This is a genomic window from Ferrimonas sp. YIN67, from assembly GCF_057219095.1.
The window spans coordinates 250,518-276,673 of the sequence record NZ_JBXVVJ010000006.1; the positions used below are offsets into that span (position 1 = coordinate 250,518).

Annotated in this window: 34 protein-coding genes; 17 read left to right on the plus strand and 17 right to left on the minus strand. The window is 58.1% G+C overall.

Features of this window, described 5'->3' with window-relative positions; all coding sequences use genetic code 11:
- Positions 1-164: 164 nt before the first annotated feature.
- The gene (locus AC2D8U_RS14290; protein WP_484619746.1) at positions 165-641 is read left to right on the plus strand and encodes a YehS family protein; all 477 of its coding nucleotides are present in this window, start codon (positions 165-167) and stop codon (positions 639-641) included.
- Here AC2D8U_RS14290 and AC2D8U_RS14295 read toward each other — a convergent pair.
- Both AC2D8U_RS14295 and AC2D8U_RS14300 read right to left on the minus strand, forming a co-directional pair.
- Positions 638-2,251 (minus strand): Na/Pi cotransporter family protein, encoded by a 1,614-nt coding sequence (locus tag AC2D8U_RS14295; RefSeq protein WP_484619747.1) that lies wholly within the window; start codon positions 2,249-2,251, stop codon positions 638-640. The genes AC2D8U_RS14290 and AC2D8U_RS14295 overlap by 4 nt on opposite strands.
- Before the next feature lie 66 nt (positions 2,252-2,317).
- Positions 2,318-2,599 carry a DUF2845 domain-containing protein gene (locus AC2D8U_RS14300; protein ID WP_484619748.1) on the minus strand — a complete coding sequence of 94 codons (282 nt, stop codon included), beginning with the start codon at positions 2,597-2,599 and terminating at the stop codon, positions 2,318-2,320.
- A gap of 131 nt (positions 2,600-2,730) precedes the next feature.
- Here AC2D8U_RS14300 and AC2D8U_RS14305 point away from each other — a divergent pair, with 131 nt between their 5' ends.
- A complete protein-coding gene (locus AC2D8U_RS14305; RefSeq protein ID WP_484619749.1) occupies positions 2,731-3,117 on the plus strand; it encodes a group I truncated hemoglobin in 387 nt (128 codons plus the stop codon).
- A 17-nt stretch (positions 3,118-3,134) separates the two neighbouring features.
- Here the strand turns inward: AC2D8U_RS14305 and AC2D8U_RS14310 are convergent, their stop codons facing one another.
- Genes AC2D8U_RS14310 through AC2D8U_RS14360 form a run of 11 tightly spaced genes read right to left on the minus strand, consistent with a single transcriptional unit; the run spans position 3,135 to position 10,837 of the window.
- Positions 3,135-3,425 carry an HPr family phosphocarrier protein gene (locus tag AC2D8U_RS14310; protein ID WP_484619750.1) on the minus strand — a complete coding sequence of 97 codons (291 nt, stop codon included), beginning with the start codon at positions 3,423-3,425 and terminating at the stop codon, positions 3,135-3,137.
- Entirely contained in the window at positions 3,406-4,254 is an 849-nt protein-coding gene (gene rapZ, locus AC2D8U_RS14315) for an RNase adapter RapZ (RefSeq protein ID WP_484619751.1), read from the minus strand. The genes AC2D8U_RS14310 and rapZ overlap by 20 nt, the downstream gene beginning before the upstream one ends.
- Positions 4,251-4,697 (minus strand): PTS IIA-like nitrogen regulatory protein PtsN, encoded by a 447-nt coding sequence (gene ptsN, locus AC2D8U_RS14320; RefSeq protein ID WP_484619752.1) that lies wholly within the window; start codon positions 4,695-4,697, stop codon positions 4,251-4,253. The genes rapZ and ptsN overlap by 4 nt, the downstream gene beginning before the upstream one ends.
- Complete coding sequence (gene hpf / locus AC2D8U_RS14325; RefSeq protein ID WP_484619753.1) at positions 4,697-4,984, minus strand: ribosome hibernation promoting factor; 288 nt, start codon at positions 4,982-4,984, stop codon at positions 4,697-4,699. The genes ptsN and hpf overlap by 1 nt, the downstream gene beginning before the upstream one ends.
- A gap of 24 nt (positions 4,985-5,008) precedes the next feature.
- Positions 5,009-6,478: an RNA polymerase factor sigma-54 gene (locus tag AC2D8U_RS14330; RefSeq protein ID WP_484619754.1), complete on the minus strand. Its 1,470-nt coding sequence runs from the start codon at positions 6,476-6,478 to the stop codon at positions 5,009-5,011.
- A gap of 58 nt (positions 6,479-6,536) precedes the next feature.
- Positions 6,537-7,268 carry an LPS export ABC transporter ATP-binding protein gene (lptB, locus tag AC2D8U_RS14335; protein ID WP_484619755.1) on the minus strand — a complete coding sequence of 244 codons (732 nt, stop codon included), beginning with the start codon at positions 7,266-7,268 and terminating at the stop codon, positions 6,537-6,539.
- Positions 7,265-7,795: a lipopolysaccharide transport periplasmic protein LptA gene (gene lptA, locus AC2D8U_RS14340; protein WP_484619756.1), complete on the minus strand. Its 531-nt coding sequence runs from the start codon at positions 7,793-7,795 to the stop codon at positions 7,265-7,267. The genes lptB and lptA overlap by 4 nt, the downstream gene beginning before the upstream one ends.
- Positions 7,782-8,333 carry an LPS export ABC transporter periplasmic protein LptC gene (gene lptC, locus AC2D8U_RS14345; RefSeq protein WP_484619757.1) on the minus strand — a complete coding sequence of 184 codons (552 nt, stop codon included), beginning with the start codon at positions 8,331-8,333 and terminating at the stop codon, positions 7,782-7,784. The genes lptA and lptC overlap by 14 nt, the downstream gene beginning before the upstream one ends.
- Positions 8,330-8,884, minus strand: a complete 555-nt coding sequence (gene kdsC, locus AC2D8U_RS14350; protein ID WP_484619758.1) for a 3-deoxy-manno-octulosonate-8-phosphatase KdsC — start codon at positions 8,882-8,884, stop codon at positions 8,330-8,332. Before kdsC ends, lptC begins: the two co-directional genes overlap by 4 nt.
- Positions 8,884-9,858 carry a KpsF/GutQ family sugar-phosphate isomerase gene (locus AC2D8U_RS14355; RefSeq protein WP_484619759.1) on the minus strand — a complete coding sequence of 325 codons (975 nt, stop codon included), beginning with the start codon at positions 9,856-9,858 and terminating at the stop codon, positions 8,884-8,886. Before AC2D8U_RS14355 ends, kdsC begins: the two co-directional genes overlap by 1 nt.
- 16 nt (positions 9,859-9,874) lie before the next feature.
- Positions 9,875-10,837 (minus strand): calcium/sodium antiporter, encoded by a 963-nt coding sequence (locus AC2D8U_RS14360; protein WP_484619760.1) that lies wholly within the window; start codon positions 10,835-10,837, stop codon positions 9,875-9,877.
- A 157-nt stretch (positions 10,838-10,994) separates the two neighbouring features.
- Between AC2D8U_RS14360 and AC2D8U_RS14365 the strand changes: the two genes are divergently transcribed.
- The 7 genes from AC2D8U_RS14365 to murA are packed head-to-tail and all read left to right on the plus strand — an operon-like array spanning position 10,995 to position 15,562.
- Positions 10,995-11,810 carry an ATP-binding cassette domain-containing protein gene (locus tag AC2D8U_RS14365; RefSeq protein WP_484619761.1) on the plus strand — a complete coding sequence of 272 codons (816 nt, stop codon included), beginning with the start codon at positions 10,995-10,997 and terminating at the stop codon, positions 11,808-11,810.
- Complete coding sequence (mlaE, locus tag AC2D8U_RS14370; protein WP_484619762.1) at positions 11,807-12,589, plus strand: lipid asymmetry maintenance ABC transporter permease subunit MlaE; 783 nt, start codon at positions 11,807-11,809, stop codon at positions 12,587-12,589. The genes AC2D8U_RS14365 and mlaE overlap by 4 nt, the downstream gene beginning before the upstream one ends.
- A 4-nt stretch (positions 12,590-12,593) precedes the next feature.
- Entirely contained in the window at positions 12,594-13,067 is a 474-nt protein-coding gene (mlaD, locus tag AC2D8U_RS14375) for an outer membrane lipid asymmetry maintenance protein MlaD (RefSeq protein WP_484619763.1), read from the plus strand.
- 14 nt (positions 13,068-13,081) lie between these two features.
- On the plus strand, positions 13,082-13,720 hold the full coding sequence (locus AC2D8U_RS14380) for an MlaC/ttg2D family ABC transporter substrate-binding protein (RefSeq protein ID WP_484619764.1): 639 nt from the start codon (positions 13,082-13,084) through the stop codon (positions 13,718-13,720).
- Positions 13,717-14,025 carry an STAS domain-containing protein gene (locus AC2D8U_RS14385; RefSeq protein ID WP_484619765.1) on the plus strand — a complete coding sequence of 103 codons (309 nt, stop codon included), beginning with the start codon at positions 13,717-13,719 and terminating at the stop codon, positions 14,023-14,025. The genes AC2D8U_RS14380 and AC2D8U_RS14385 overlap by 4 nt, the downstream gene beginning before the upstream one ends.
- Positions 14,026-14,029: 4 nt before the next feature.
- Positions 14,030-14,287: a BolA family protein gene (locus AC2D8U_RS14390; protein ID WP_484619766.1), complete on the plus strand. Its 258-nt coding sequence runs from the start codon at positions 14,030-14,032 to the stop codon at positions 14,285-14,287.
- A 15-nt stretch (positions 14,288-14,302) separates the two neighbouring features.
- Positions 14,303-15,562, plus strand: coding sequence for a UDP-N-acetylglucosamine 1-carboxyvinyltransferase (gene murA / locus AC2D8U_RS14395; RefSeq protein ID WP_484619767.1), 1,260 nt, complete (start codon positions 14,303-14,305; stop codon positions 15,560-15,562).
- 73 nt (positions 15,563-15,635) lie between these two features.
- On the opposite strand, the gene AC2D8U_RS14400 is transcribed toward murA, so the two are convergent.
- The 4 genes from AC2D8U_RS14400 to AC2D8U_RS14415 form a co-directional block, all read right to left on the minus strand.
- Entirely contained in the window at positions 15,636-16,310 is a 675-nt protein-coding gene (locus AC2D8U_RS14400) for a ParA family protein (protein ID WP_484619768.1), read from the minus strand.
- Between the two features lie 134 nt (positions 16,311-16,444).
- Complete coding sequence (degS, locus tag AC2D8U_RS14405; RefSeq protein ID WP_484619769.1) at positions 16,445-17,524, minus strand: outer membrane-stress sensor serine endopeptidase DegS; 1,080 nt, start codon at positions 17,522-17,524, stop codon at positions 16,445-16,447.
- 100 nt (positions 17,525-17,624) lie between these two features.
- Positions 17,625-18,995, minus strand: coding sequence for a DegQ family serine endoprotease (locus tag AC2D8U_RS14410; RefSeq protein WP_484619770.1), 1,371 nt, complete (start codon positions 18,993-18,995; stop codon positions 17,625-17,627).
- 84 nt (positions 18,996-19,079) lie between these two features.
- Positions 19,080-19,478, minus strand: a complete 399-nt coding sequence (locus AC2D8U_RS14415; protein WP_484619771.1) for a Z-ring associated ZapG family protein — start codon at positions 19,476-19,478, stop codon at positions 19,080-19,082.
- A 131-nt stretch (positions 19,479-19,609) separates the two neighbouring features.
- Here AC2D8U_RS14415 and zapE point away from each other — a divergent pair, with 131 nt between their 5' ends.
- The 8 genes from zapE (at position 19,610) to AC2D8U_RS14455 (ending at position 25,897) form a co-directional block, all read left to right on the plus strand.
- Entirely contained in the window at positions 19,610-20,719 is a 1,110-nt protein-coding gene (gene zapE / locus AC2D8U_RS14420; protein WP_484619772.1) for a cell division protein ZapE, read from the plus strand.
- A gap of 249 nt (positions 20,720-20,968) precedes the next feature.
- Complete coding sequence (gene rplM, locus AC2D8U_RS14425) at positions 20,969-21,397, plus strand: 50S ribosomal protein L13 (RefSeq protein WP_484619773.1); 429 nt, start codon at positions 20,969-20,971, stop codon at positions 21,395-21,397.
- Between the two features lie 13 nt (positions 21,398-21,410).
- Positions 21,411-21,797, plus strand: coding sequence for a 30S ribosomal protein S9 (gene rpsI / locus AC2D8U_RS14430; RefSeq protein ID WP_484619774.1), 387 nt, complete (start codon positions 21,411-21,413; stop codon positions 21,795-21,797).
- Between the two features lie 418 nt (positions 21,798-22,215).
- Positions 22,216-22,809: a ubiquinol-cytochrome c reductase iron-sulfur subunit gene (gene petA, locus AC2D8U_RS14435; protein ID WP_484619775.1), complete on the plus strand. Its 594-nt coding sequence runs from the start codon at positions 22,216-22,218 to the stop codon at positions 22,807-22,809.
- Positions 22,806-24,017 (plus strand): cytochrome b, encoded by a 1,212-nt coding sequence (locus AC2D8U_RS14440; RefSeq protein ID WP_484619776.1) that lies wholly within the window; start codon positions 22,806-22,808, stop codon positions 24,015-24,017. Before petA ends, AC2D8U_RS14440 begins: the two co-directional genes overlap by 4 nt.
- The gene (locus tag AC2D8U_RS14445) at positions 24,017-24,712 is read left to right on the plus strand and encodes a cytochrome c1 (RefSeq protein ID WP_484619777.1); all 696 of its coding nucleotides are present in this window, start codon (positions 24,017-24,019) and stop codon (positions 24,710-24,712) included. The genes AC2D8U_RS14440 and AC2D8U_RS14445 overlap by 1 nt, the downstream gene beginning before the upstream one ends.
- Positions 24,713-24,809: 97 nt before the next feature.
- A complete protein-coding gene (gene sspA, locus AC2D8U_RS14450) occupies positions 24,810-25,439 on the plus strand; it encodes a stringent starvation protein SspA (RefSeq protein WP_484619778.1) in 630 nt (209 codons plus the stop codon).
- On the plus strand, positions 25,436-25,897 hold the full coding sequence (locus tag AC2D8U_RS14455; protein ID WP_484619779.1) for a ClpXP protease specificity-enhancing factor: 462 nt from the start codon (positions 25,436-25,438) through the stop codon (positions 25,895-25,897). Before sspA ends, AC2D8U_RS14455 begins: the two co-directional genes overlap by 4 nt.
- Positions 25,898-26,156 lie beyond the last annotated feature (259 nt).

Sequence of the window (26,156 nt, forward strand, 5' to 3'; positions counted from 1 at the left end):
GCCCCTGTGAAGGCCGCTGGCATTTTACTTCGGTTTAAACGCTGCCTTCGGGCAGCGTTTTGGCTTTTGGGAGTCCTGGGGAGTGCCTGCCATACTGGGTTCTGACGTTGCCATTTTGAGCGGGTTGCGTACACTTGCCGCCTTGACTCAAGAAAGGCTATCCCATGCGAAATAATGATCTGCTGCGCCAACTGCGCTATGCCCTCAAGTTCAACAATCCGGACGTGATCGCCGTCTTTGCCCTGATGAACTACCCGATCAGCAAGGAGGAGCTGGATCCCCTGCTGAAAAAGGAGGAAGAGGAGGGGTATATCGCCTGCCGTGATCGCACCCTGGCGGCCTTTCTCGATGGCCTGATCATCAAGTACCGGGGCGTGCAGGAGGGGCGTGAGCCTAAGCTTCTGCCCGCCAAGGGCCGGATCAACAACAATGAGGTCCTGCGTAAGCTGCGCATCGCCCTGAACCTGAAGGATGAGGACATTATCGCCATCCTCCAGTTGTCCAACTTCCGCATCTCCAAGTCCGAGCTGTCGGCCCTGTTCCGCAAGAGCGATCATCGCAACTATCAGGAGTGTGGTGATCAGCTGCTGCGCAACTTTGTACGGGGTCTGGGGTTGCGCAATCGTCCCAAGGCGGATTAATCCAGGTCGGATCGGGCCCGGCTCGGTCCTTGGCCCAGTTGGCTGATGGCGCGATCCAGCCCTTCGGTGGCTTCACGCAGGTGGACACTGATCCGCTCAAGCCAGCGGATCGCCTCCAGCCTGCGGGTGCCATGATGCAGATCCAGCTCCCCGCGGCCGATCCGTGTCATGATCTGGCCGCGTAGGGTGGAAACCTGATTGTGCAGTTGCCAGGCGGTCTGCCTGACCGGAACCAGTGAAGGCAGCAGATCTCCATTGGCCAGCCCATGCTGCAGGCTGGCCAGGGCTTGGCACAGTTGACTGGCTTCTTGGCGCAATGCCTGACTCGAGCGTGCCGTGATCGCTCGCTCCTCCTCCTCTTCACAACGCTCCAGCATCCTTAATAGGTGATCCTGCACGCTGATCAGGGCCAGCAGTGCCTCCCAGTGCCCTCGATGACTTGGCGCCAGGTGGATATGATCCAGGTAGTCGCGGGTCTCCATCAGCTGCAGTTGGAGCTGCTGAAGGTCTGTTTTCTGTCCTTCCTGAGGATCAAGCAGGGCCAGTAAGTGGGTGCTGATCTGTTTTAGCTGGCCATGGCTGGCATTGATCACCGCACCCAGCGCCATGGGAGGCTCCATCAACCAGGCCGGCTCCAGGGCCAAGGTGGACTCTTCGTGGTCTCCGGGGATCAGGCGCCGCATCAGCCGGGTAAATGCTGGGGTGAAGGGCAAGATCAGCAGGACGCCCAGCAGGTTGAACAGGGAGTGGAAGCTTACCAGCAGCAGCTCTGGCTGATTGCTGTGTGGCCACAGCCGGTCGATGACGGCAAGATAGGGGGAGATCAGTGCCAGGGCCAGCAGGCCGGTGAGCAGGTTGAAGATCACATGGGAGAAACCGGTTCGCCGTACCGCTACCGAGCCGCCCAGCGTTGCAAAAGCCGCCGTGGCGGTGGTGCCGATATCCATGCCCACCACCAGGGCCAGGCCCTGATCCAACTCCAGCAGGCCGGTATGCAGGCCGCTGAGGGTCGTCGCTACCCCGGCGCTGGAGGATTGGGTGATGATGGTGAAGAGGATCCCCAACAGTACCAGTTGCAGCCGACCTACCAGTGCATCCTGGGGGGGCAGGTGCCATTGTCCCTGCCACTGTCCCATGGCGGACTGCAGTTGCCCCAAACCGATAAAGATCAGGGCAAAACCGGCTATCATCAGGCCGGCGCTGCCGATCCTGTCCCGACCAAACAGGCGCAAGAGAACCCCCAGAAGGCACAGGGGCATCAGCAGTAGAGAGAGCTGCAACTTGAATCCCAGCAGGGCGATCATCCAGCCGGTCAGGGTCGTACCCAGGTTGGCACCGAAAATGATCCCCAGGGCCTGAGAGAAGCTGAGCAGGCCCGCGCCGACAAAACTCACCGCAGTGACCGTGGTGGCGCTGGAGGATTGCAGTATCGCGGTGGTCAGGGTTCCCAGCAGGGCCCCGCTGGGGGCGCTGCGGGTGTAGCGCATCAGGGCCCGGCGGGTGGCGTGACCGGCCAGATCCCGCAGCCCCCGGGTCATGATCAACATGCCCAGGAGGAACACGCCCAATGCACCGCTGGCCTGGGCGAGTGTGGGCAGGGTGGATCCCATGGTTTTGCGGCTCCCGGGCCATTATCTTTCTCTAAGCGTAGCTAACGTGCAAAAAGTCCCTGAGGCTCAGCGAACCAGGCGGATCTCGGTCACCCGGTTTTTCTTTACTCGAAAGACGGTGAGTGGGCCTGTGCGGCTGGTCTGGAAATAGTAGTTTTTGCTGCCCCCTCCCGCGCTCTCCTTGTCCGTGGGTTTGCCGCAATATTTGAGCATGGCGCTGCGGCTATCGCCGAGCTTGATCAGGTGAGTGCCGCAACGGGCCGAATGGACCTGGATCTCGGTGGCACTCGGCATTGAGTAGGGCATCAAGGAGAGCAGCAGTGTCGCTGCCTGACTGAACCGGTTCATTCCATCTTGTCCTCGCATTCTTCTGGCCATCCGTGGGCCCTGTTATAGGGTGGTGTGGTCGAGTCGCTGCTGCGGGGATTTGAGTGAGATCGGGAGCCGGTTTCGCAGCTTAATGGGGATGGACTATGCTGATGACCATGTTCTACATGGGAGAGCGGATCATGGACACACTCTATCATCGTTTAGGCGGGCGCAGCGGCATCGAAGCCATTGCGTCCGAGCTGGTGGATCGGCACCTGGCCAACCCGAGGATCGCACCGCGCTTTGTGCAAAGTGATATTGGGGCGCTTAAGCGTGGCGCTGCCGATTTTTTCATGGCCGGCAGCGGGGGGCCGAATGAGTATCGGGGTAAGGATATGGTCGAGACCCATCGCGGCATGAACATCGATGCTGAGGAGTTTATGGCGGTGCTGGAGGATGCCTTGCAGGCAATGGAAACGTGCGCTGTCGCTCGGCGTGAGCAGGAGGAGGTATTATTTATTCTGTTTAGCTTGCGCAGTGAGGTGCTGTTTCGTTAAGGCTCATTCCACGGCTGTTATTCTTTTTCATCGAAACGGGCGGCAAAGAGCTCACATACGGCGTCCAATGCCAGGGCAGCATCCGGTCCCTCACTGCGTACGAGCACGCTTTTTCCCTGGCTGCCCTGCAACATCAGGATCCCTAGGACACTGTCGGCGTCGGCGATCTCATCGCCTTGATGCAGGGTGATCTGGGCATCGAATCGACTGGCCAGCTGGACCAGTCGGGTCGCTGCCCGAGCATGAAGGCCAAGTCTATTGATCACCTTCACCTCTCGTTCGAAGTACTCAGTCTTGGTTGAGTTCACGATGGCGTACCTGGACTCGCTCTCTGTGCTGGGCAAAGCGTTGTGCAAGGGTTTCGGCGATGTAGACACTGCGGTGCTGGCCTCCGGTGCAGCCAATGGCGACAGTCAGGTAGGCACGGTTGTTGCGCTCCAGCATGGGGAGCCAGTTAAGCAGGAAGCGTTCGGTGTGATCGATAAAACGTTCGACGCTGCCGTGACGCAGGAAAAAGTCGGCGACCGGCTTGTCTTGGCCAGTCAGTGGACGCAGCTCTGGCTCCCAGTGGGGATTGGGCAGGAAACGGACATCAAAGACGTAATCCGCCTGCTTGGGCATGCCATGCTTAAAGCCAAAGGATTCAAATACCAGCAGCATGGGTTGATCGATCTGACCGAACAGGCGAGAGCGGATCTCGTCGGAGAGCTGATACACAGAGAGGTTGTCGGTGAGGATATGGTGGTCGCAGTCTTGTGCCAGGGGGGCCAACAGTCGACGCTCCTCGGCAATGGCATCGGCCAGGGGCTTGCCATCCCGGGACAGGGGGTGCATGCGCCGGGTTTCACTGTAACGTTTGAGCAGATGTTCATCGTTGGCATCGAGGAAGAAGATCTGGACCTCGATCTGTTCATCCAGCATGGCCCGCAGGCGGGGAATATCCAGCTTCTCATAGGGCAGGTTGCGGATATCCAGGCTGACCGCGATCTCCTCATTCTGTCCCATCTGACTGCGCAGCAGCTGTGGCAGGAGTTCCAGGGGGAGGTTATCGACGCAGTAATAGCCGAGATCTTCCATGACCCGCAATGCGACGGTCTTGCCGGCTCCGGAACGCCCGGACAGAATAATCAGTTTCACTGGATGAGCAACTCGTACAGGTGTTGATTATCATCGGTTTTACGCATTGCTCGACACAGCTCCTTCTGGCTGAGTTTGCCGGCAATAGCGCGCAAGGTATCCAGATGGGCCTGGTGTTCGTTCTCTGGGACAAACAGGGCAAACAGCAGATCAACCGGCTGTTGATCGATGGAATCGAATTCTATCGGCTCGTTGCACTTAAGCAGGACAGCCACGGGATTTTTGATCCGGCCCAGGCGCCCATGGGGCAGGGCGATCCCTTTTCCAATCCCGGTACTGCCCATCTTTTCCCGGGCCATCAGGCTTTCAAACAGCTCGTGTTGGGGCAACTCCGGGCACTGAGAAGATGCCAGCTCGCTGATCATCTCCAGTGCCCGTTTTTTGCTGAGGCCGGGGGCAACGCAACGGGTGCGCTCCGGCGAGAGTAGTTCATTGATTTCCATTAGTGCCTGGAAATTTTCTCTTTATGTTTAATGACTTGACGATCCAGCTTGTCCACCAGGCCGTCGATGGCTGCGTACATGTTCTCATGCTCATGGGTGGCAAACACCTCTCCCCCGTTGAGATGCAGCTTGGCTTCGGCGATTTGCTGAAGCTTCTGGACATTGAGTATGACATGAACGTTGTTGATGTGATCGAAATGGCGTTGCAATCGCTCAAACTTTTCATGCACATAGTCTCGCAAGGCTTCGGTGACTTCGACGTGGTGCCCGGTAAGATTGATCTGCATAGGTTAACCTCCGTTGCGGTGTGCTTAGAGCACTTTGCGCTGGTTCGAGGGGGGGATGGAGAGGGCTTCCCGGTACTTGGCGATGGTACGCCGCGCAACCTGGATCCCCTGCTCCGCGAGAAGCTGTGCCATCTTGCTGTCGCTGAGAGGCTTCTTCGGGCTCTCGGCGGCCACCAGCTTTTTGATCAGGGCCCGGATAGCGGTGGAGGAGCATTCACCACCGCCGTCGGTACTGACATGGCTGGAGAAGAAATATTTCAGTTCGTAGATCCCACGCGGGGTATGCATGTACTTCTGGGTGGTCACCCGGCTGATGGTGGATTCGTGCATCTCCACTGCCTCGGCGACGTCGTTGAGCACCATGGGTTTCATCGCCTCATCACCATATTCAAGGAAGCCTTGCTGGTATTGGACGATGCAGTTGGCCACTTTCATCAGGGTCTCGTTGCGGCTCTCCAGGCTCTTGATAAACCATTTGGCATCCTGCAGGTGGCCGCGGACAAACTGGCTGTCACCATTGTTACGCGCTCCCTTGGACAGGGCGGCGTATTGCTCGTTGATGCGCAGTTTCGGCACGGAATCCGGATTGAGTTCGACAACCCAGCGGCCCTGCTTCTTGCTGACAGATACGTCCGGGATCACGTACTGGCTATCGCTGGGGGCGATGGCGCTGCCGGGACGGGGATTGAGCGATTGGATCAGTTCCATAGCGGCCCTTAACTCATCTTCTTTGAGTCTAGTGCGCCGCAGCAGGGTGCGAAAGTCCCGATTGGCAAGAAGATCCATATGTTCCTGAAGCAGGTTGATGGCCTCTGCTTTCCAGGGCGTCGTTTCATCGAACTGAGCGAGCTGGATCAGCAGGCAGTCCGTGAGATCCTGGGCGCAGCAGCCGACCGGATCGAACTGTTGGACCCGCTTGAGCACGGCCATGATTTCATCCAGCTCCAGATCTTCGGCGCCCTGGGCCTCGAGGATCTCTTCGGCACTGATGGTCAGGTAGCCGTGTTCGTCGATGGCGTCGATGGCCGTGGTCGCGATGGCCCGATCCCTGTCGGTCATCGGGGTCAGCTCCATCTGCCAGATCAGATGGCTTTGCAGATCGACGCTGGTTTCCCCCTGGTAGAAGCTGTCGTCATCGTCCCGGACGGGACCGGCCGGGCTGGCCGGTGCAGCGCTGTAGACATCGTCCCAGGTACTGTCCAGCGGCAGGTCGTCGGTCATCTCGGTCTGGCCCATGGCTTCGCCGGTCTCCATCTCGGAGGCTTCCGGTTTGCTGCTGTCGCCATTTTCGTCGGATGCGCTGACATCCTGATGGTTTTCCCCGGGTTCGGACTCAAACTCGTCGGTTTGCTCCAGCAGGGGGTTGGACTCCAGCGCTTCCTGGATCTCCTGTTGCAGATCCAGTGTCGACAGTTGCAACAGACGGATCGCCTGCTGCAACTGGGGTGTCATAGTGAGCTGTTGTCCCAGCTTTAGCTGAAGAGAGGTCTTCATTCAGTGCCCGATCCTTGTTGTACGACTCTGGGATCCCGGTATGGGCCAGCGGGATCCGTTAGAGTTTGAACTGATCGCCCAGATAAACGGAGCGTACCAGTTTGTTATTGAGGACGTCTTCCGGTGCGCCCTGAGCAATCATTTCACCATGACTGACGATATAAGCATATTCGCAAACGTCCAAAGTTTCCCTCACATTGTGGTCGGTGATCAAGACGCCCAGTCCACGCAGTTTCAGATGCTGGATAATTTTCTTAATGTCGATCACCGAGATGGGGTCGACCCCGGCGAAGGGTTCATCCAGCAAAATGAACTGGGGATCGGCCGCCAGGGCGCGAGCGATCTCCACTCGGCGACGTTCGCCGCCGGACAGGCTCATCCCCAGGCTGTCACGAATATGGGTGATGTTGAACTCCTCCAGCAACTGCTCCAGCTTCTCCAGGCGCTGAGCCTTGCTCAGGTCCTTGCGGGTCTGCAGCACCGCCATCAGGTTGTCGAAAACGCTGAGTTTGCGGAAGATGGAGGACTCCTGAGGCAGGTAGCCGATCCCCTTGCGGGCCCGAGAGTGCATCGGCAGCAGGGTGATCTCCTCATCATCGATGCTGATCCGCCCCTTGTCGTTTTGCACCAGGCCCACCACCATGTAGAAGGTGGTGGTTTTGCCGGCGCCGTTGGGTCCCAACAGGCCAACAATCTGGCCGGTTTTCACCTCCAGTCCGACGCTCTTTACCACCTGGCGGCCGTTGTAGCTCTTGGCCAGTTGTTCCGCTTTCAGTACGGATCCACTCATGGCTGCGGCTCCGCTTCGGTCTCTTCCACTGCTTCCTGTTCCTCGGGAGTCTGAGGCATAAAGATGGTGGTGATCTGTTCCTCTTTACTGCCTTGGGCCGTCAGCTGTTGCAGGCGCGCGTTGTAACTGATGGTTTCGCCCCGTACCAGGCTGCCCTCCTGACTCAATTGGGCATTGCCCGTCATGGTCAGCAGCTGGGTATTGATGTTGTAACGGATCTCGTTGGCTTGGGCCTTGGCCAGCAGGCCGTTATCCATCACCTGCTGATAGGTGGCCGGCTGACCCGTGGCGATCATGATTTGGCGGCTCTTGTCTTCGCTGGACTCAAGCACCAGCTTTTCCGCTTCGATGCGCAGGCTGCCCTGCTCGATCACCACGTTGTCACGATATTCCAGGGTGCGGTTGGTAAAGTCACCACTGGAGGTATCGGCAGTCACTTTGACCGGTTGCTGGAAGTCGGCTTCGCTGGCGAAGCCGTTTGGGGCCAGCACAAGCAGGCCCAGTAAGATTAATTTATTGCACTTCATAGGTAGCGCTTACCTTGCTCTTCAATTCAATCAGGTTTCGGTTCAGATCGGCCCACAGTCCGGTGCCGTTAAGGGTATAGGTTTCCCCCTCTCCGCGCACCTGAGCGTCCGTTGTCATCACCATGGTATCCAGATCCAGTGCCAGGGCATCGGTGTGGATGGTGCGCAGTGGTTCGTTGGGCTCGATGGCGGTGATCACCACCTCCTGCTCCAGGGTCAGGAAACGATTTTCCTGTAACTGGGCAGAGTGGGATTGGATCTTCCAGATCCCCTGGCCATCTTCAGGGTAGAGCAGGTATACAGGGCGCTCGAAGGTGGTCAGCGTCTCGGCCTGGTAATGGAGCATGCTGTCGGCCGCGATCTCTGCCGTCAGCCGGCCGTCAACATCATAGCTTCGGGTACGCAGGCTGCGGGCGACGAAATCCGGCTCGGATCCGGCGTTAAAGACCGGTGTACTGTCTTGATGCTGGACGCTGCGCCAATAGAGACCAGCAGCCATGGCCAGCATCAGCAGGCCAGCCAGCCACTCCCGTTTCATACGGACATGCCTCGGGCATCCGTCAGCTTGCCCTGGGCCTGCAGCATCAGATCGCACAACTCTCGCACGGCACCAAAACCACCCCGGATGCTGGTTCGGTAATGGACGTGGGGCAGCAGGGCCGGATGGGCATCATTGACCGCCACGGATAAGCCAACCTGCTGCATCACTGGGAGGTCGACCAGATCATCGCCGATAAAGGCGCATTCATGATCCTCCAGGCCCAGTTGCTGCTTCAGTGTCTGGTAGGCGGTCAGCTTGTCCTCGCAGCCCTGGATGATGTGCTGAACGCCCAGGCTGCTCATGCGTTGTTGTACGATGCTGGATCGGCGCCCGGTGATCACCGCGACGCTGACACCGGCATGCTGCAGTGCCTTCACGCCAAAGCCGTCACGGGTGTGGAAGGCTTTGAGCTCTTCGCCGTCATTGCCCAGGTAGATGCGGCCGTCGGAAAATACACCGTCAACATCGCAGATCAGCAGACGAACGGACTGGGCACGGGTGATGATCCCGGCGTCCACCGGGCCATAGAGGGTAACAATGGGTTCCATTACAAGACTCCCGCTTTGAGCATGTCCATCATATTGAGGGCTCCTTCCGGTCTGCCGTCGCCATCGACGGTGATCAGACCATTTATTTTACGTGATTCCATCAGTTGCAACGCCTCGGCGGCCAGGACGTGGCTGGCGATGGTGACCGGAGCCTTGCTCATCACTTCGCCGATGGGGGTGTTGTGAATGTCGATCCGGGCATCCAGCACTCGGCGCAGATCGCCGTCGGTGAACACACCCGTCAGGCGACCATCCTGATTGAGTACGGCCGTCATCCCCAGTCCTTTGGCGGAGATCTCCAACAGGGCCTGGGAGATGGTGACGTTTTCCCCGACCTGGGGCAGGCGCTCACCGGAATGCATGAGGTCGGAGACGCGCAGCAGGAGTTTACGTCCCAATGCGCCGCCTGGGTGTGACAGGGCAAAGTCATCGGCGGTGAAGCCTCTCGCCTGCAGCAGGGCCACGGCGATGGCATCCCCCATCACCAGCGTCGCCGTGGTGGAGGAGGTGGGGGCCAGGCCCAGCGGGCAGGCCTCCTCGGCGACCTGGATGCACAGATGATGCTGGGCCAGCTTGGCCATGCTGGAGCCGGGATTGCCGGTCATGGCGATCACCGGCATGCCGAGGCGTTTGATCACTGGCATCAGGGTCAGGATCTCATGGGCTTCGCCGGAGTTGGAGATGGCGATCACCACGTCCTGAGGAGCCAGCATGCCCAGATCCCCATGGCTGGCTTCGCCGGGGTGGACGAAGAAGGCCGGGGTTCCGGTGCTGGCCAGGGTGGCGGCGATCTTGTTGCCGATATGGCCGGATTTTCCCATCCCCATGACAACCACCTTGCCTTTGCAGGCCAGCAGGGTTTCGCAGGCGGCGACAAAATGCTCGTCAATAAACTGGTTCAGTTGTTGGATGGCCTGGGTTTCGATATCGATAACCCGTTTGGCCCACTGATGCCACTGTGATGTGTCTGACATCGTTTCTCCTGTGGAATTAGGCGCCTGGGTTAAATAGGCTGAGCTGGTAGGCAATAAAACAGGCCAGCAGTACACCGCCTTCGAGCCGACCTATGGTGCGGCTGCGTTTGAGCAAGAGTATCAGCAGTGGCGCCAGGCTGGTAGCCAGCATGATGTAGAAGTCCCGTCCTGCGGCGGCGGGATCCACCGGCCCTGGGGCGATCAGGGTTGGGATCGCCAGTACGGCCAGGATGTTGAACAGGTTGGAACCCACCACGTTGCCGATCACCAGGTCGTCCTCGCCCTTGGCCAGACCGGCGATACAGGCAGCCAGCTCGGGCAGGCTGGTACCAACCGCGATGATGGTCAAGCCAATCACCAGATCGGACAGGCCGAAATACTTGGCGATCACCACGGCATTTTTCACCATCAGATCGGCGGCGAAGGGGAGCAGCAACATGCCCACCAGAAGCCAGAGGATCGCCTTGGCCATCGGCACATTGCTGGGGATCTCCTCTTCACTCTCCCGGATCAGGGGATCGCTGGCGCGGCTGCGCAGGGCCGAGGCGACCAAAATACCCATAACCAGGATGAATGCCAGGGCCAGGAGGATACCGTCGAGGGTGGAGAGCTGCAGATCATGCATCAGGTAGCCCGCCAGTACGGTACCGGCCAGCATCAGAGGGATCTCTTTGAGCAGGGTGGAGGAGCCGACCAGCAAGGGGCGGATCAGGGCGGTAACCCCCAGGATCAGGGTGATGTTGGCAATATTTGAGCCCACCACATTGCCCACCGCGGTATCCAGACGGCCTTCAAGGGCTGCGCTGGCGGCCACCATGGCCTCCGGTGCCGAGGAACCCATGGACACTATGGTGAGTCCGATGATCAGGGGGGGGAGACCGAGGTTGCGGGCCAATGCCGCCGCACCAAAAACGAATCGGTCGGCGCTCCAGACCAATAGGCCCAGGCCCAGAAGCAGGGTTACAAGGTTCAGGATCATGCCGGATCACGGGTGTGGATTGATGCCGCGCATTGTCGCTTGAACCGTCGGAAAAGAAAAGTGCAGTGGATTGTTAAGTGTCTGTTTGAGACGTAATATGGCTCTTCTTGCGACCCCGAAAAGGAGCTTCCCGATCCCGAGAGGATCGGCTGTGGTCATGCAAAATCCAATTGACGTCAATCAAGGCCCCCTGATCCAGGTTGAAGATCTGACCTTTCGCCGTGGTGAGCGGGTGATCTTCGATGGGATCTCCCTCAGTGTGCCCAAGGGGGGGATCACGGCCATCATGGGGCCCAGCGGGATAGGCAAAACGACTCTGCTGAAGTTGTTTGGTGCCCAGTTGCGGCCGGAGCGCGGCACGGTCCGCTTTGATGGGCAGGATCTCAATGCCCTGCCCAGGGCCGAACTGTATCGTCAGCGTCGGCGGATGAGCATGCTGTTCCAGTCTGGTGCCCTCTTTACCGATATGTCTGTGTTCGACAATGTGGCTTTCCCTCTGCGTGAGCATACTCAGCTGGCGGAGCCATTGATCCGCCGTATCGTGCTGATGAAGCTGGAGGCTGTGGGTCTGCGCGGGGCCGCGACGCTGAAGCCATCGGAGTTGTCCGGTGGCATGCAGCGACGGGCAGCCCTGGCCCGGGCCATTGCCCTGGAGCCTGAACTGGTGATGTACGATGAGCCTTTTGCCGGTCAGGACCCCATCTCCAAGGGCGTCCTGGTCAAGCTGATCCGGGAGTTGGGGCAGGCCCTTAAGCTCACCTCCATCGTGGTATCCCACGATGTTGATGACGTGCTGTCCATTGCCGATCAAGTCTTTGTCGTGGCTGACAAGCGGGTGATCGCCAGTGGCACCCCGGCGCAGTTAAAGGCCCTGGATGACCCTCAACTGACCCAATTCTTGCGGGGGGCACCGGATGGCCCGGTGCGCTTCCATCATCCGGCCAGTGATTATCTCGAGGAGCTGATGCAGTGAAGTGGACACAGGGGATCGCCCATTTGGGCCGGAGTGGACTGGATTGGATCGCGGGTATGGGGCGGGCCCTGCTGATGCTCTCTGGCGCCCTGTTCGCCCGTCCCCAATGGCGCAAGATGCAGCCTCTGCTGATCACCCAGCTCTATCAGATCGGTGTGCTGTCCATGCTGATCATCCTGGTTTCTGGTCTGTTTATCGGCATGGTGCTGGGTCTTCAGGGCTACATTATTCTGGTGGATTTCGGCACCGAGGAGAGCCTGGGCCCCATGGTGGCCCTAAGCTTGTTGCGTGAGTTGGGCCCCGTGGTGACAGCCCTGCTGTTCGCCGGTCGGGCTGGCTCAGCGGTGACGGCGGAGATCGGCCTGATGAAGGCGACGGAGCAGCTGGCTTCCCTGGAGATGATGGCGGTCGATCCGCTGCGCCGAGTGGTGGCACCACGCTTCTGGGCCGGGGTGATCGCCATGCCTCTGTTGACGATGATGTTTACTGCCGTGGGGATCTGGGGGGGGCACCTGGTTGGCGTGGAATGGAAAGGGATCGATGAGGGGGCGTTCTGGTCGATCCTCAATGCGTCCGTCGAGTGGCAGAAAGACATAGTCAACTGCCTGATCAAGAGTCTTGTCTTTGCCTTCGTGGTGATCTGGATCGCCCTGTTCAAAGGCTATGATGCGTTGCCGACGGCGGAAGGGATCAGCCGGGCCACCACAGAAACGGTAGTGCACGCGTCCCTGGCGGTGCTGGCACTGGATTTTGTTTTGACTGCTTTGATGTTTGGGTAAAAGGATGAATTCACGCAAAACCGAACTGGCCGTAGGAGCCTTTCTCTTGGCAGGGCTACTGGCTTTTCTGCTACTGGTGCTGAAAGTGGCGGATATCGATCCTCGGGGTAACGGCCCGACTTATGCCCTGACCGCCAATTTTGACAATATCGGCAGCCTCAAGGTGCGTTCCCCGGTCAAGGTGGGGGGGGTTGTGGTCGGTCGGGTGACCGGCATCGATCTGGATCCCGTGTCTTTGCTTCCCGTGGTGTCCCTGGCGATAGATGCCCGTTTTGACCAATTCCCCGACACCAGCAGCCTCTCCATCCTGACTTCGGGTCTGCTCGGTGAGCAGTATGTCGGGCTGATCCCCGGATTTTACGATGAAGAGGAGGGGGCGCTGCTGAGCGATGGCGACCGGGTGGAGGACACCCGCAGTGCCATGGTGCTGGAGGAGTTGATAGGCCAGTTCCTCTATAGTGTGGGGCAGGGTGAATAGTGGGAGAAATAAATATGAAGCGATGGCTGATGAGCGCCAGCCTGCTGGCCTTAACCGTGTGTACCCCAATTTATGCCGATGTGGACCGGATGGATCCCTACCGTCTGGTTGAGCAGGTGGCGCAGCAGACGTTTGATCGTTTTGAGCAGGACAGCAGTGCGATCCAGGCCAACCCCGATCACCTCAAAATCATCGTTGAGGAGGAGATGATGCCCCACGTGGATCATCGTTATGCGGCCTTAAAAGTGGTGGGTCCCCAGGCTCGTCAGCTTGGCAAAGCGCAGATCGAGAGGTTCACGGACGTGTTCAAGCAGTATATGATTGCCACCTTTGCTCAGGCTTTCACCGAATATGCTGGGCAATCCGTGGAGTTTCAACCGCCTCAGGGGGTGGGTGAGCGACGGATTGTTACTGTCGGGGTGAATATTGTCGAACCGGGGCGGCCACCGATTTCAGTCCAGTTCAAAGCCCGTCGCAACAAGAAGACGGGGGAGTGGAAGGCGATCGACATGATCGCCGAGGGGGTCAGCCTGCTGGCGACCAAAGAAGCGGAGATCGGGGGGCTGATCCGGCGTCAGGGGATCGACTCGGTCAGTAACCAACTGGCGGAACAAAGTGCCAGGCCGCTGGTACCCGCCAGGAGCCGTTCATGACGCTGGAAGCCCGGTTGCAGGATGGCACCTTGCACTTGTGTGGCGCACTGGATCAGCACACCGTAACCCGGTACTGGCCGATCCCCGAGGCGTGGCATTCGCTCAAGAGCCTGGCACTGGAACAACTGAGCAGTACCGACAGCGCCGGGTTGGCATTTCTGTTGACCCTGAGCGCGACCGTCGCGGAGCATGGAGGTAGCCTGCAATGGCAAGGCTGCCCTGGCTCCCTGACGCGTTTGATGGCCCTGTACGATCTGGAGCACTCCGGAGACGGACTGAGCGCACATAGCGACATCGAGGAGTGACGCGATGGATCTGAAAGAGATTGAACAACGCTTGCAGGATGGCCTGCAGCTGACTGAGGTTCATGTTAAAGCCGAAGGCACCCACTACACAGTGGTGGCCGTGAGTGAAGGCTTTGATGGCCAGTCAAAAGTAAAACGTCAGCAAGCGGTGTATGCACCCTTGATGGACAAGATCACTGATGGAACTCTGCACGCCTTGACCATCAAGGCGTTCACGCCAGCGGAATGGCAACGCGAAAAGATTTTCAACATGCCTAGCTGAACTGGCGGAGTAGAAGTGGATAAATTGCAAGTACGGGCCTCTGGCCCTTTAGCCGGTGAAGTAACCATCTCCGGTGCGAAAAACGCGGCGTTGCCGATCCTGATGTCTGCCGTATTGGCCCAGGACACCCTGACCATTGGTAATGTACCGGCACTGCGTGACGTGAATACCACCATCGCATTGTTACGTCAGTTGGGTGCCGAAGTCAGTGATCTGACCGACAGTGAGCTGGTGATCAATCCGGCGAGCATCAACAACTGTGTGGCGGCGTACGAGCTGGTGAAAACCATGCGGGCCTCCATCATGCTGTTGGGCCCTCTGCTGGCTAAGTACGGTCATGCTGAAGTCTCTTTGCCCGGCGGCTGTGCCATCGGTGCCCGTCCTGTCAACCTGCATATCCAGGGCTTGCGTGCCATGGGGGCAGAGGTGAAGGTGGAAGAGGGTTATGTGAAAGCCAAGATCGATGGCCGACTCAAGGGTGCCACCATCCTGATGGATGTGGTGTCGGTGACCGGTACTGAAAATCTGATGGCGGCGGCAGCCTTGGCGGACGGTGTTACCTATATCGAGAATGCAGCCCGTGAGCCCGAGGTGGTGGATCTGGCCTCTTTCCTCAATGCCATGGGGGCTAAGATCTCCGGTGCCGGAACCGACGTGATCCGCATCGAAGGGGTCGAAAAGTTGCACGGTGTACGCTATGACGTCATGCCGGACCGCATCGAAACCGGCACCTACTTGGTGGCGGCTGCCGCGACCCGTGGCTCCATCGTCTGCCGCAATGCCGCTCCTGAGACCCTGGAGCCGGTATTGCTCAAGCTGGAAGAGGCGGGCGCCGTGATTGAGCGGGGTGACGATTGGATCAGCCTGGACATGCAGGGCCGTCAGCCTAAGCCTGTCTCCATCAAGACTGCGCCCCACCCGGCTTTCCCGACCGATATGCAGGCCCAGTTCTGTACCATGAATGCTCTGTCCAGCGGCTCAGCCAAGGTGACGGAAACCATCTTCGAGAATCGCTTTATGCATGTGCCTGAGCTGCAGCGTATGGGCGCCAACATGGAGTTGGAGGGCAACACCTGCCTGATCCAGGGCCGTGAGGGGCTCCAGGGGGCTCAGGTGATGGCAACCGATCTGCGCGCTTCTGCCTGCTTGGTGATCGCCGGTCTGGTGGCCAGTGGTACCACAGTGGTGGACCGTATTTATCACCTGGATCGGGGCTACGAGTTTATCGAACGCAAGCTGGCTGGGCTGGGTGCGGATGTCGAGCGCATTCAGTAAGCCGAAACGATAACGAAAAACGCCCGCGATGCACTGTCTCGCGGGCGTTTTTGTTTGTCAGGCGATGGCTCGCTCAGTGTCCCAGCCAGTCCAGCAGGGTCTGCCAGGTGCCGTCGGGCTCATTGTCGAGCGTCGTCTGATTGCGCGCCAAGCGGTATTGATCCCGCTCCGGTACCCGGGCCAGCAGCGGCATGCCCAGGTGGCTAAGGAAACGCTCCAACAGCTCCGTGGTTTGATTGGCTTGCACCCGATTGGCGACGACGCCGATCTTTTGCTTACGCTGGCGGTAGATGGGATGAAATAGCAACTCTGGCAGGAACCGACCTAGTGCTTTCACATCCAGCGGGTTGGCTTGGCAGGGCAGCAAAATGGTATCGGCATAGCGTAGTAAGCGTCCCAGGAGATGGGGATCCAAGTTGGCCGGAGAGTCCATGATCACGCAGCTGGCCTGGGTCGGTACCCGCAGCCGCATCGCTTCGAGGGGAGCACGTCTGGCGTCGTCATCGACCGCGTACAACTCTCCCTGCTCCTGAGCCCATTGCAGGCTGGATAGCTGAGGATCGAAATCCACCAGGGCAGGTTGCAGGTTCCGCTCTTTCAAATGCACCAGCAGCTGGGTGGTCAGTGTGGACTTTCCGACACCGCCTTTGTTGTTCAATAACAATATCTTGTGCCCCTTGAAGGCGCTTAGGCTGACAAGGGCACCAGAGGGGGTGGCATTGACGAGCGACAGGGCTGGCATCGACATTGGCAATTTCCTTCAAGGTGTAATGCCAGTGTAAGGCGACCGAACCGAGCCGAGGATAAACTGTCTGGGTGCCCGGAACGGCTTAGGTGTGGGCTTCATCGCCGCTACCGGGATCAGTGTGATAAGAAAGACGCTTAGCCTTGGGGTTGGCGTGGCATAGGGGGCTTTTCCTGTACCGTGAGCGGCAGGTTGATGCGGCGGCCCTGGCGCAGCAGGGTCAGATTAACCTGGGTGCCGGGTGGGGTTTCGGCGATGCTGTCCATTAGCATGTCGGCACTGACGATGGGGTCACCGTTGAGGGCAACCAGTACATCGTTGCGTCGCAGGCCGGCGCGGTCCGCCGGTCCGCCGGGATCCACTTCAGTGACGGCAACCCCCATCACCTCGGGCAGCCGAAGAAGGCGGGCGATGGTGGCATTGACCGGGTTACCGGAGAGGCCCAGGTGGCCTCGGATCACCCGGCCATCTCGGATCAGCTTAGCCATGATCTTGTAGGCCAACTCGATGGGAATGGCGAAGTTCAGTCCGACCCCTGCATCGCCCAGCCACTGATAGTTGGCGGTGTTGACGCCCACCAGGACACCGTCGGCGTCCACCAGGGCGCCGCCGGAGTTGCCCTGGTTGATGGCGGCGTCGGTCTGAATAAAATCCTGGTAGCTCGAACTCAGGCCGTTGCGCCCGGTGGCACTGATGATCCCCTGGGTGATGGTTTGTCCCAGGTTATAGGGGTTACCGATGGCCAGTACCATGTCCCCGACTTGGGGTTGGCGGGAGAGGTCCAGCGGGATCACCGGCAGGTTGCTTTCATTGATCTGCAAGACGGCTAGATCCGTATAGGGATCGGAGCCGATCATCTCGGCATTGAGCACTCGACCATCCTGTAGGGCCAGGAAGATCTGGTCGGCCGAACTGACCACATGGTAGTTGGTCAGCACATAGCCATCTTCGTGCATGATGATCCCACTGCCCAGGCCTTGAGGAAGCAGTTGGCTGAAGTTGCCCCGAGTTTGGCGGTGAGAATAGATGTTGACCACCGCCGGTGCGGCACGACGTACGGCACCAGCAAAGCTTACTCGTTCGACCTGGCTGATCTGGCGATCCAGGCGCGGCAGGCGCTCCCGTAGCCCGGGATCCAGCAGAATAATGATTGCTGCCACGGCCAGACCGATGAGCACGGGCTTGGCGAGATAGTTCAGCAAAGATCGGATCGTCATAAAAGTGTTGCCTCCGCAATGGTTTGATCCTAACTGCGCACTGTCCGGTGAACAACCAAAAAAGGCGGCCAAGGCCGCCTTTTCACTCGGGGGGAAGCGTTTAGCGCATGATCAACTCCTGGGTTGCGCCGTCCCGGTAGACGGTGGCGGCGAAGATCCCGTTGTAGTCGCCAAGGAGTTCACGTATCTGCTCGACATTGGCCACTCGGGTGCGGCCGCGGTTGGTCATGCGCAGCGCAACGATCACGTCCCCGCTTTGCAGGCCATTGCGGGCCGCCGCAGAGCGCTCCACCAATTCGGTGATCTGAACGCCCTGGATCCCATCCTCCTGGTAGCTGGAGAGCTTGGCCCCCTCCAAAGCCGGATGGATGATGCTGGCCTGGATGTTCTCACCCGGAGCTTCATTGAGGGTTACCTTGACGCTCTTTTCCTTTCCATCGCGGATCAGTCCGAGTTTCACGGTGGCCCCTGCCCCCATGGTCGCCACCTTGGCACGCAGTTCCAGGAAGGTGCGGATCTTCTTGCCGTTGAGGCTAACGATGATATCACCGGGCTCAAGACCCGCCTCGGCGGCGGCGGAGTCTGGCAAGACCTGGCTGACATAGGCGCCATGCTTGGTATCCAGGCCATAGAGTTTGGCGGTTTCATTATTCAGTTCGCCCCCCATGATCCCCAGTACACCACGACGCACTTCGCCAAACTCCAGGATCTGCTCCGTCAGGTTCTGGACCATGTTGACCGGGATGGCGAAGCCGATCCCGACATTGCCGCCGCCCGGGGCGATGATGGCGGTATTGATCCCAATCAACTGCCCCTTGATATTGACCAAAGCCCCTCCAGAGTTGCCGGAGTTGATGGCGGCATCGGTCTGGATAAAGTTTTGGTAGCCGTCACCGTCCAGTCCCCGTGACAGGGCGGAGACGATCCCTGAAGTAACGGTTTGTCCCAGACCGAAGGGGTTACCTATGGCTACGGTAAAATCACCGACTTTCAACTGGTCCGAGTCAGCCACGTCAATGGCGGTCAGATCCTTGGCTTCGATCTGGAGGACGGCAACATCGGTGTCTGGATCTGAGCCGATCAACTTGGCCTCGAACTCCCGTCCATCATTGAGGTTAACCAGGATCTTATCGGCGTTATCAATCACATGATGGTTGGTGATCACATAGCCTTTATCGGCATTGATGATCACGCCGGAGCCCAATCCTCGAAACGGACGGGATTGTTCTCGGCCGTGGGGGGAATTGGGACCGAAGAAGAAGCGGAAGGGCTCGGGGATATTCTGCCGGGCGGTTTGGGTACCCTCTACCGACACGGATACCACGGCCGGACCGACCTGTTCCACCATGGGGGCGAGGCTGGGCATGGCCTGGCCTTCGACGGCGCTCGGCCAGGCAGCCTGGCTGGCTGGCACGGCGGTTATGGAGGCGCACAGTATGGCGGTCGACAACAAAGTGCTGGTTTTTTTCATTTGCGATCAAACTCCTGCAATCGAACTCTCTCAACACTGCGACCTGGCAAGGGGGCAGAAAGTTCCCGCCCCCTCCGGCTTAAATCAACTATTGGCTACCTTGGGAGCCTCATTGATGATGCCATGGGAGCCCTGCACATAGTCATTGGGTGGCAGAGTCTCGATGGTGTCACCGTGCTCTTCCAGCCTAGGCTGGGCACTTGGCAGGGGCACCATCTGGTTTTCCCCCAACATGCCTTGAGCCGAGTCATTCCAGAACCGGTTGGCTTTATCCAGGCTTTGGCTCAGTTGGGCCATCAGTTCACGGGACTGTTCAAAGTAATCAGCCACTTCTTGGCGTTGCTGGTCGAGGTCGAAGCGGGCCTGTGCCAGCTCACGCTCCAGTTGAGGCTTGTCTTCGCTGCTGCCCTTGAAGCGCCAGTGGATCAGATAGCCGACCCCAATACCCACCAAAAAGAAAAACAGACTCGGGATCCAGGACATAGTCACTCCTTCAAATACCTGATCAATATGGCTTCAATATACATCGCCTTTTCGGGCCATGATACACTTCCTGGCCTTCAATCCGGGTTTTCGTACCCGTTCGGTTCAGCATTAGTCCAAGGATTTTTAGGATGGCGACCCCGCTCGAACGATACCAACAGGATCTGGCTCGGCCTGACTTCCAGGCCGACCCTGCCCAGAAACAGGCCGTCTTGCACCTGCAGCGCCTGTACGAAGATCTGCTGCAACGACAGCAGTGGCAACCCAGTGTCACACAGCGTCTTAAAGGCTTGCTTGGCTCCCGAGCGGCACCCAGTTCGGCTCAGGGGCTCTACTTCTGGGGCGGGGTAGGACGTGGCAAGACCTATCTGGTCGACACCTTTTATGAGTGCCTGCCCGGCCCCCGGAAGATGAGGATCCACTTTCACCGCTTTATGCATCGGGTGCACGCCGAATTGAATCGGCGCAAGGGAGAGGTCGATCCTCTGATTGGGATCGCGACCCAACTGGCCCAGGAAACTCAGGTGATCTGTTTTGATGAGTTCTTTGTCTCAGACATCACTGATGCCATGTTGCTCGGTGGCCTGTTCGAGCAGTTGTTCAAACAGGGCGTCGTTTTGGTGGCCACCTCCAATATTCCCCCCGATGAGTTGTATCGAAACGGATTGCAGCGCGCCCGGTTTCTGCCCGCCATCGCCGCGATAAAGGCCCATTGTGAGGTGGTTAATGTCGACAGTGGCATCGATTATCGGCTGCGTACCCTGGAGCAAGCCGAGATCTACCACTCCCCCTTGGATGAGTTGGCGGAGCGGAATCTGAACCGCTATTTCGAACAACTGGCCCCTGAGCCGGGACATGTCGGTGGTGAGATTGAAGTCATTGGGCGGCGCATCCCCATCCGACGTGAGGCCGATGGTGTGTTGTTGGTGGATTTTATGGCGTTATGTGACGGGCCACGCAGTCAGAGTGATTACATGGAACTGGCCCGCCTGTACCATACCGTGCTCCTCCGCGGCGTGGTCCAGATGGGGGCGGCAACGGGAGGCGATGACATCGCCCGACGCTTCATCGCCATGGTGGATGAGTTCTATGAGCGGGGCGTTAAGCTGATCATTTCAGCGGAACTGCCCAGTGACATGCTGTACGGCGGCGGCCAACTGCAGTTTGAGTTTAAACGCTGTCTTAGCCGTCTCACCGAGATGCAAAGCCACGACTATCTGGCCCGGCCGCACTTGCCTTAGGGAAAGAGGAAGGCCGATCGACCCGCTCCAGGCCTAACGAGGCAAGGGGTTGGTCGATTGGTTCAAAAAAGCAGGTGATTTTTGCATCGCCCTGCATTATAATTCGCGCCCTGCCTACGTTACAGACGGTCGTTTTACGACCAAAACCAGCGTCTTGTCCTATTCGAAGGGGTAGGTGGAAGACCGAACAAGGTTGTCTCGCTAGTTTAGCGGGGCGCATATGTAACAGCTCAATGGGTTTTTAATCTAATGAAAACTTTTACTGCTAAGCCTGAGTCCGTACAACGCGACTGGTTTATCATTGACGCCGAGGGTAAAACCTTGGGTCGCCTGGCTACCGAAGTAGCTCGTCGCCTGCGTGGTAAGCACAAGCCGGAATACACTCCGCACGTTGACACCGGTGACTACATCGTGATCGTAAATGCCGAAAAAGTTACCGTTACTGGTAACAAGGCTCAGAACAAGATGTACTACCGTCACTCCGGTTACCCAGGTGGTATCAAGGAAATCAACTTCGCCGATCTGCAGGAGCGCAATCCTGAAATGATCATCGAAAAAGCGGTTAAGGGCATGCTGCCGAAAGGCCCTCTGGGTCGTGCCATGTTCCGTAAGCTGAAAGTGTACGCTGGTGCCGAGCACAAGCACGCTGCACAGCAGCCTCAGGTTCTGGACATCTAAGGGGATATAGGCAATGACTCAATACTACGGTACTGGCCGCCGCAAGACCTCCACTGCTCGTGTTTTCATCAAGCAGGGTTCTGGCGAGATCACCATCAACAAGCGCTCCCTGGAGCAATTCTTCGGCCGTGAAACTGCTCGCATGGTAGTTCGTCAGCCGCTGGAACTGACCGAGATGCTGGGTAAACTGGACATCTACGCGACCGTTTCTGGCGGTGGTATCACTGGTCAATCCGGTGCTATCCGTCACGGTATTACCCGTGCCCTGATGCAGTTCGACGAGTCTCTGCGTCCAACTCTGCGCGAAGCTGGTTTCGTTACCCGCGATGCTCGTGAAGTTGAGCGTAAGAAAGTTGGTCTGCGTAAAGCACGTCGTAAGCCACAGTTCTCCAAGCGTTAATTCGCTGGAACTTCGGTTCGATTCAAAAACCCGGCCTTTGGCCGGGTTTTTTTGTGCCCAGGCTTGAGGGCTGCAGCGAGTGCGTTGCCGAGCGTTATCCTTCCCGGCTGAATCGTCTCATTCTGGCTTCACTTTTTCCTTCCGCATCGGGCCCTTTGGGCCACAGTAAAGCCTTACCTTTAGCGGGTCTTGCCGCTTGCGCTTGTGGTTGAGCGCCATTTTGTTCGCTTTTTCTACAGTGAAGCTGATTTATTGTTTGTGATTTAGGTCAATAGCGAAAAGCAAACTATGAAGTGTGTCGCGTTTTTCTATATAATGGGCGCGCCTCGACCTTGGGTAACTATCAAAAAGATGGTTTTGGCATAAAACAAAAACCAAGGTACGCAAAAAACGCAGAACCCCTACGGGAGATAAGTGGATGAGCAATGCGCCTGTCGATACTGGACGTCGCAGATTTCTGACCCTGGCCACGGCGGCTGTTGGCGGGGTTGGCGCGGTCGCTACTGCGGTTCCCTTCATCAAGTCATGGAACCCCAGCGCAAAGGCAAAAGCTGCCGGTGCACCAGTAGAAGTAAACATTGGAAAGTTAGAGCCGGGTCAGATGCTACGCGTGGAATGGCGTGGTAAACCGGTTTGGGTGGTACGTCGTACCAAGGCGGTACTGGATCAATTAGCGGACCTGAGTGATCAGTTGCGTGATCCTGAATCGCAAGAACCTCAGCAGCCAGCCTATGCGCAAAATGCCACTCGGGCCATCAATGAAGAGTTCTTTATTGCCGTTGGGCTGTGTACGCATCTGGGCTGTTCACCAACCTATATGCCGGACTCATTCCAGCAGCAGGTACAGGGGATCCAGTCTGGCTTCTTCTGCCCCTGTCATGGATCCAAGTTTGATATGGCCGGTCGGGTGTTTGCCGGTGTGCCCGCACCGCTGAACCTGGAAGTTCCGCCGCATCGCTATGTCGATAGCAGCACTGTGGTGATCGGTGTTGACGGGGAGGCCACGGCATGAAAAAAGTCATTGATTGGATCGACGAACGGATCCCCATGACCGCCACGTACAACAAACACGTGGGTCAGTATCCGGCGCCGAAAAATTTCAACTTCTGGTATTTCTTTGGCTCACTGGCGATGCTGGTGCTGGTCAATCAGCTCCTGACCGGGATCTGGCTGACCATGAACTATGTCCCCAGTGCCGAGGGGGCCTTTGCTTCCGTTGAGTACATCATGCGGGACGTTGAGTATGGCTGGCTGCTGCGTTACATGCACTCCACCGGCGCGTCGGCCTTCTTCGTGGTGATCTACCTGCACATGTTCCGTGGCCTGATCTACGGCTCCTACCAGAAGCCGCGGGAGCTGCTGTGGATCTTCGGCATGCTGATCTTCCTGGTGCTGATGGCCGAAGCCTTTATGGGCTACCTGCTGCCCTGGGGCCAGATGTCCTACTGGGGAGCCCAGGTGATCATCTCGCTGTTTGGCGCGATCCCGGTGATCGGGGACGATCTGACCCTGTGGATCCGTGGCGACTATGTGGTGTCCGGGGCAACCCTGAATCGCTTCTTCGCCCTGCATGTCATTGCCTTGCCGCTTGTGCTGGTGGTGCTGGTGTTCCTCCACATCATCGCGCTGCACGAAGTGGGGTCCAACAACCCCGATGGCATTGAGGTGAAGAAGAACAAGGGACCCGATGGTTGGCCAGTGGATGCGATCCCCTTCCACCCCTATTACACGGTGAAGGACATCGTCGGTGTGGCCGGCTTCCTGATCCTCTTCTGCTACGTGCTGTTCTTTATGCCGGAGGGGGGAGGCTACTTCCTTGAGCCACCGAACTTCGAGGCGGCCAACCCGCTGAAGACCCCGGAGCACATTGCGCCTGTATGGTACTTCACCCCCTTCTACGCCATCCTGCGAGCGGTGCCGGATAAGCTGTTCGGGGTGATTGGCATGGGGGCGGCGATCGTCGTGCTCTTCTTCCTGCCCTGGCTGGATCGCTGCAAGGTTAAATCCGTTCGCTACCGCAGCGTGTTCCATAAGCTCAATATCGCCCAGTTTGTGGTGTGTTTTGTGGCCCTTGGGGTGCTGGGTGCCTTGCCAGCCGGTCCGACCGAGACCCTGTTGGCACGGCTCTTCTCCCTGGGTTACTTCGGCTTCTTCGTTCTGCTGTTTGTCTACAGCAAGAATGAGCAGTGCAAACCGCTTCCAGAGAGGGTGACAGGCTGATGAAAAAGTTAATGACGATACTGCTTGCCTGCCTGCCAGCGCTCTCCTTTGCCGCAGGCGGCAATAATCCTTACGTGGTGCATGCGCCAATTGATCTGCACGATCAGGCGTCGCTGCAGCGTGGCGCCAAGGCCTTTATGGAAAACTGCATGGGCTGTCACGCCGCTCAGTACCAGCGTTACGGCCGGGTTGCCGAGGATCTGGGCTTTAGCGTTGATGAGATGAATGCGTTGATCCCGACCGATGCCAAGATCGGCGATCTGATGCACACATCCATGCCTCAGGAGGCCGCTGCCAAATGGTTTGGGGCGCCGCCACCGGATCTGACCCTGGTTGCACGGGTAAGAGGCTCCGATTGGGTCTACTCCTATCTGACGACTTTCTACAAGGATGAGTCCCGTCCGTTTGGGGTCAACAACCTGGTCTTTGCTTCCGTAGGCATGCCCCATGTACTGGAGCGTTTCCAGGGGGTCCCTGTACTGCAGGAGGATGGAAGCATTGTCGCCACCGGCGGCAGCATGAGTGCCGAGGAGTATGATCAACTGGCAGTGGATCTCACCAACTTCCTCACCTATTCCGCTGAGCCTATTCGACTTAAGCGTGAAGCGATGGGGGTTTGGGTGCTGGGTTTCTTAAGTATCTTCTTTATCCTGGCGTATCTGCTTAAACGTGAATACTGGCGAGATGTACACTAATCGCCAATAACAGGTTACAATCTGTTTCTTGTGCAAATGCGGGGGCCGAGCGCCCCCCTTTGCTGTTTCCGCTATCTGAATTTTTCGGAGGGTATCAATGGCTGTCGCTGCCAACAAACGCTCTGTCATGGCCCTGTATTCCGGTGCCAGCGATCTCTACAGTCACCAAGTTCGTATCGTCCTGGCCGAGAAAGGCGTCGGGGTTGAAGTTATGCAGGTGGATCCAAACCAACTGCCTCAGGACCTGGTTGAACTGAATCCTTACAACAGCGTTCCGACTCTGGTTGACCGTGAGCTGGTGCTGTACAACGCCCGCATCATCATGGAATACCTGGACGAGCGTTTCCCGCATCCGCCGTTGATGCCTGTGTACCCGGTTTCTCGTGGTCAGAGCCGTCTGATGATGCACCGCATCGAGAACGACTGGTATGCCCTGGCCGATCGTGTTGCCAATGGTGACGGTGCGGCGGCAGCTCGCAAAGAGCTGAGCGAAAGCATCCTGGCCCTGGGCCCGATCTTCGCCGAAGCCCCGTACTTCATGAGCGAAGAGTTCACCCTGGTGGATTGCTACCTGGCTCCGCTGTTCTGGCGTCTGCCCTCCCTGGGCATTGAACTGAACGGTCGTGGCAGTGCCGAAGTAAAAGCCTATATGACGCGCATTTTTGAGCGTGAGTCCTTTAAGGCTTCCCTGACCGAAGCAGAGCGCGAACTGCGCATTGGCGCATGAGCGAGCAGGTAACACCGACACGCCCCTATCTGCTGCGGGCGTTTCACGACTGGATGCTGGATAATGACCTGACTCCACATCTGGTGGTGAATGCCAACATGCCGGGAGTTCAGGTGCCAATTCAGTTTGTTCAGGACGGCCAGATCGTCTTGAACATTGCCCCCCATGCGGTGGGCAACCTGCAACTGGGTAACGATTTTGTCCTGTTCAATGCGCGTTTTGGTGGTAAGCCTTACGCCTTGAACGTCCCGATGGCGGCGATTGAAGCCATCTATGCCCGTGAGAACGGCGCCGGGACCGTATTCCCGCCGGAAGCGGCGTTTGAGGACGAGGCCGAGGACGAAGGGTTAGAGGATGAAGGGATCCAGGAAGTGGTGATGGAAGCTGAAGCTCCCCTCGCCGAGTCCAGCCCTCCGCCTCGCCCCAGTGGTCGTCCGACCCTGACTGTAGTGAAGTGATCTTCCTTCCGATAAAAAAGGCGCTCAATGAGCGCCTTTTTTGATCCTCTCGAAAGGGAGCTGAGCCAATCCCTAGCCAAGCCGTGGCCAGCCCTGGGAAAGATGGCTATGACCTGGTTTTTGCCAGCCCGTTGCTTCTTGCCGATGGAAGGATCCTGAAGGAAATACCATGGCACCTATTGGTGGCCATCGACAAGCCGGCGGCCTGCAGAAACGATTGGTGAAGGCACGCGGCCCCTTTTGGGTGTTAACGTCACAG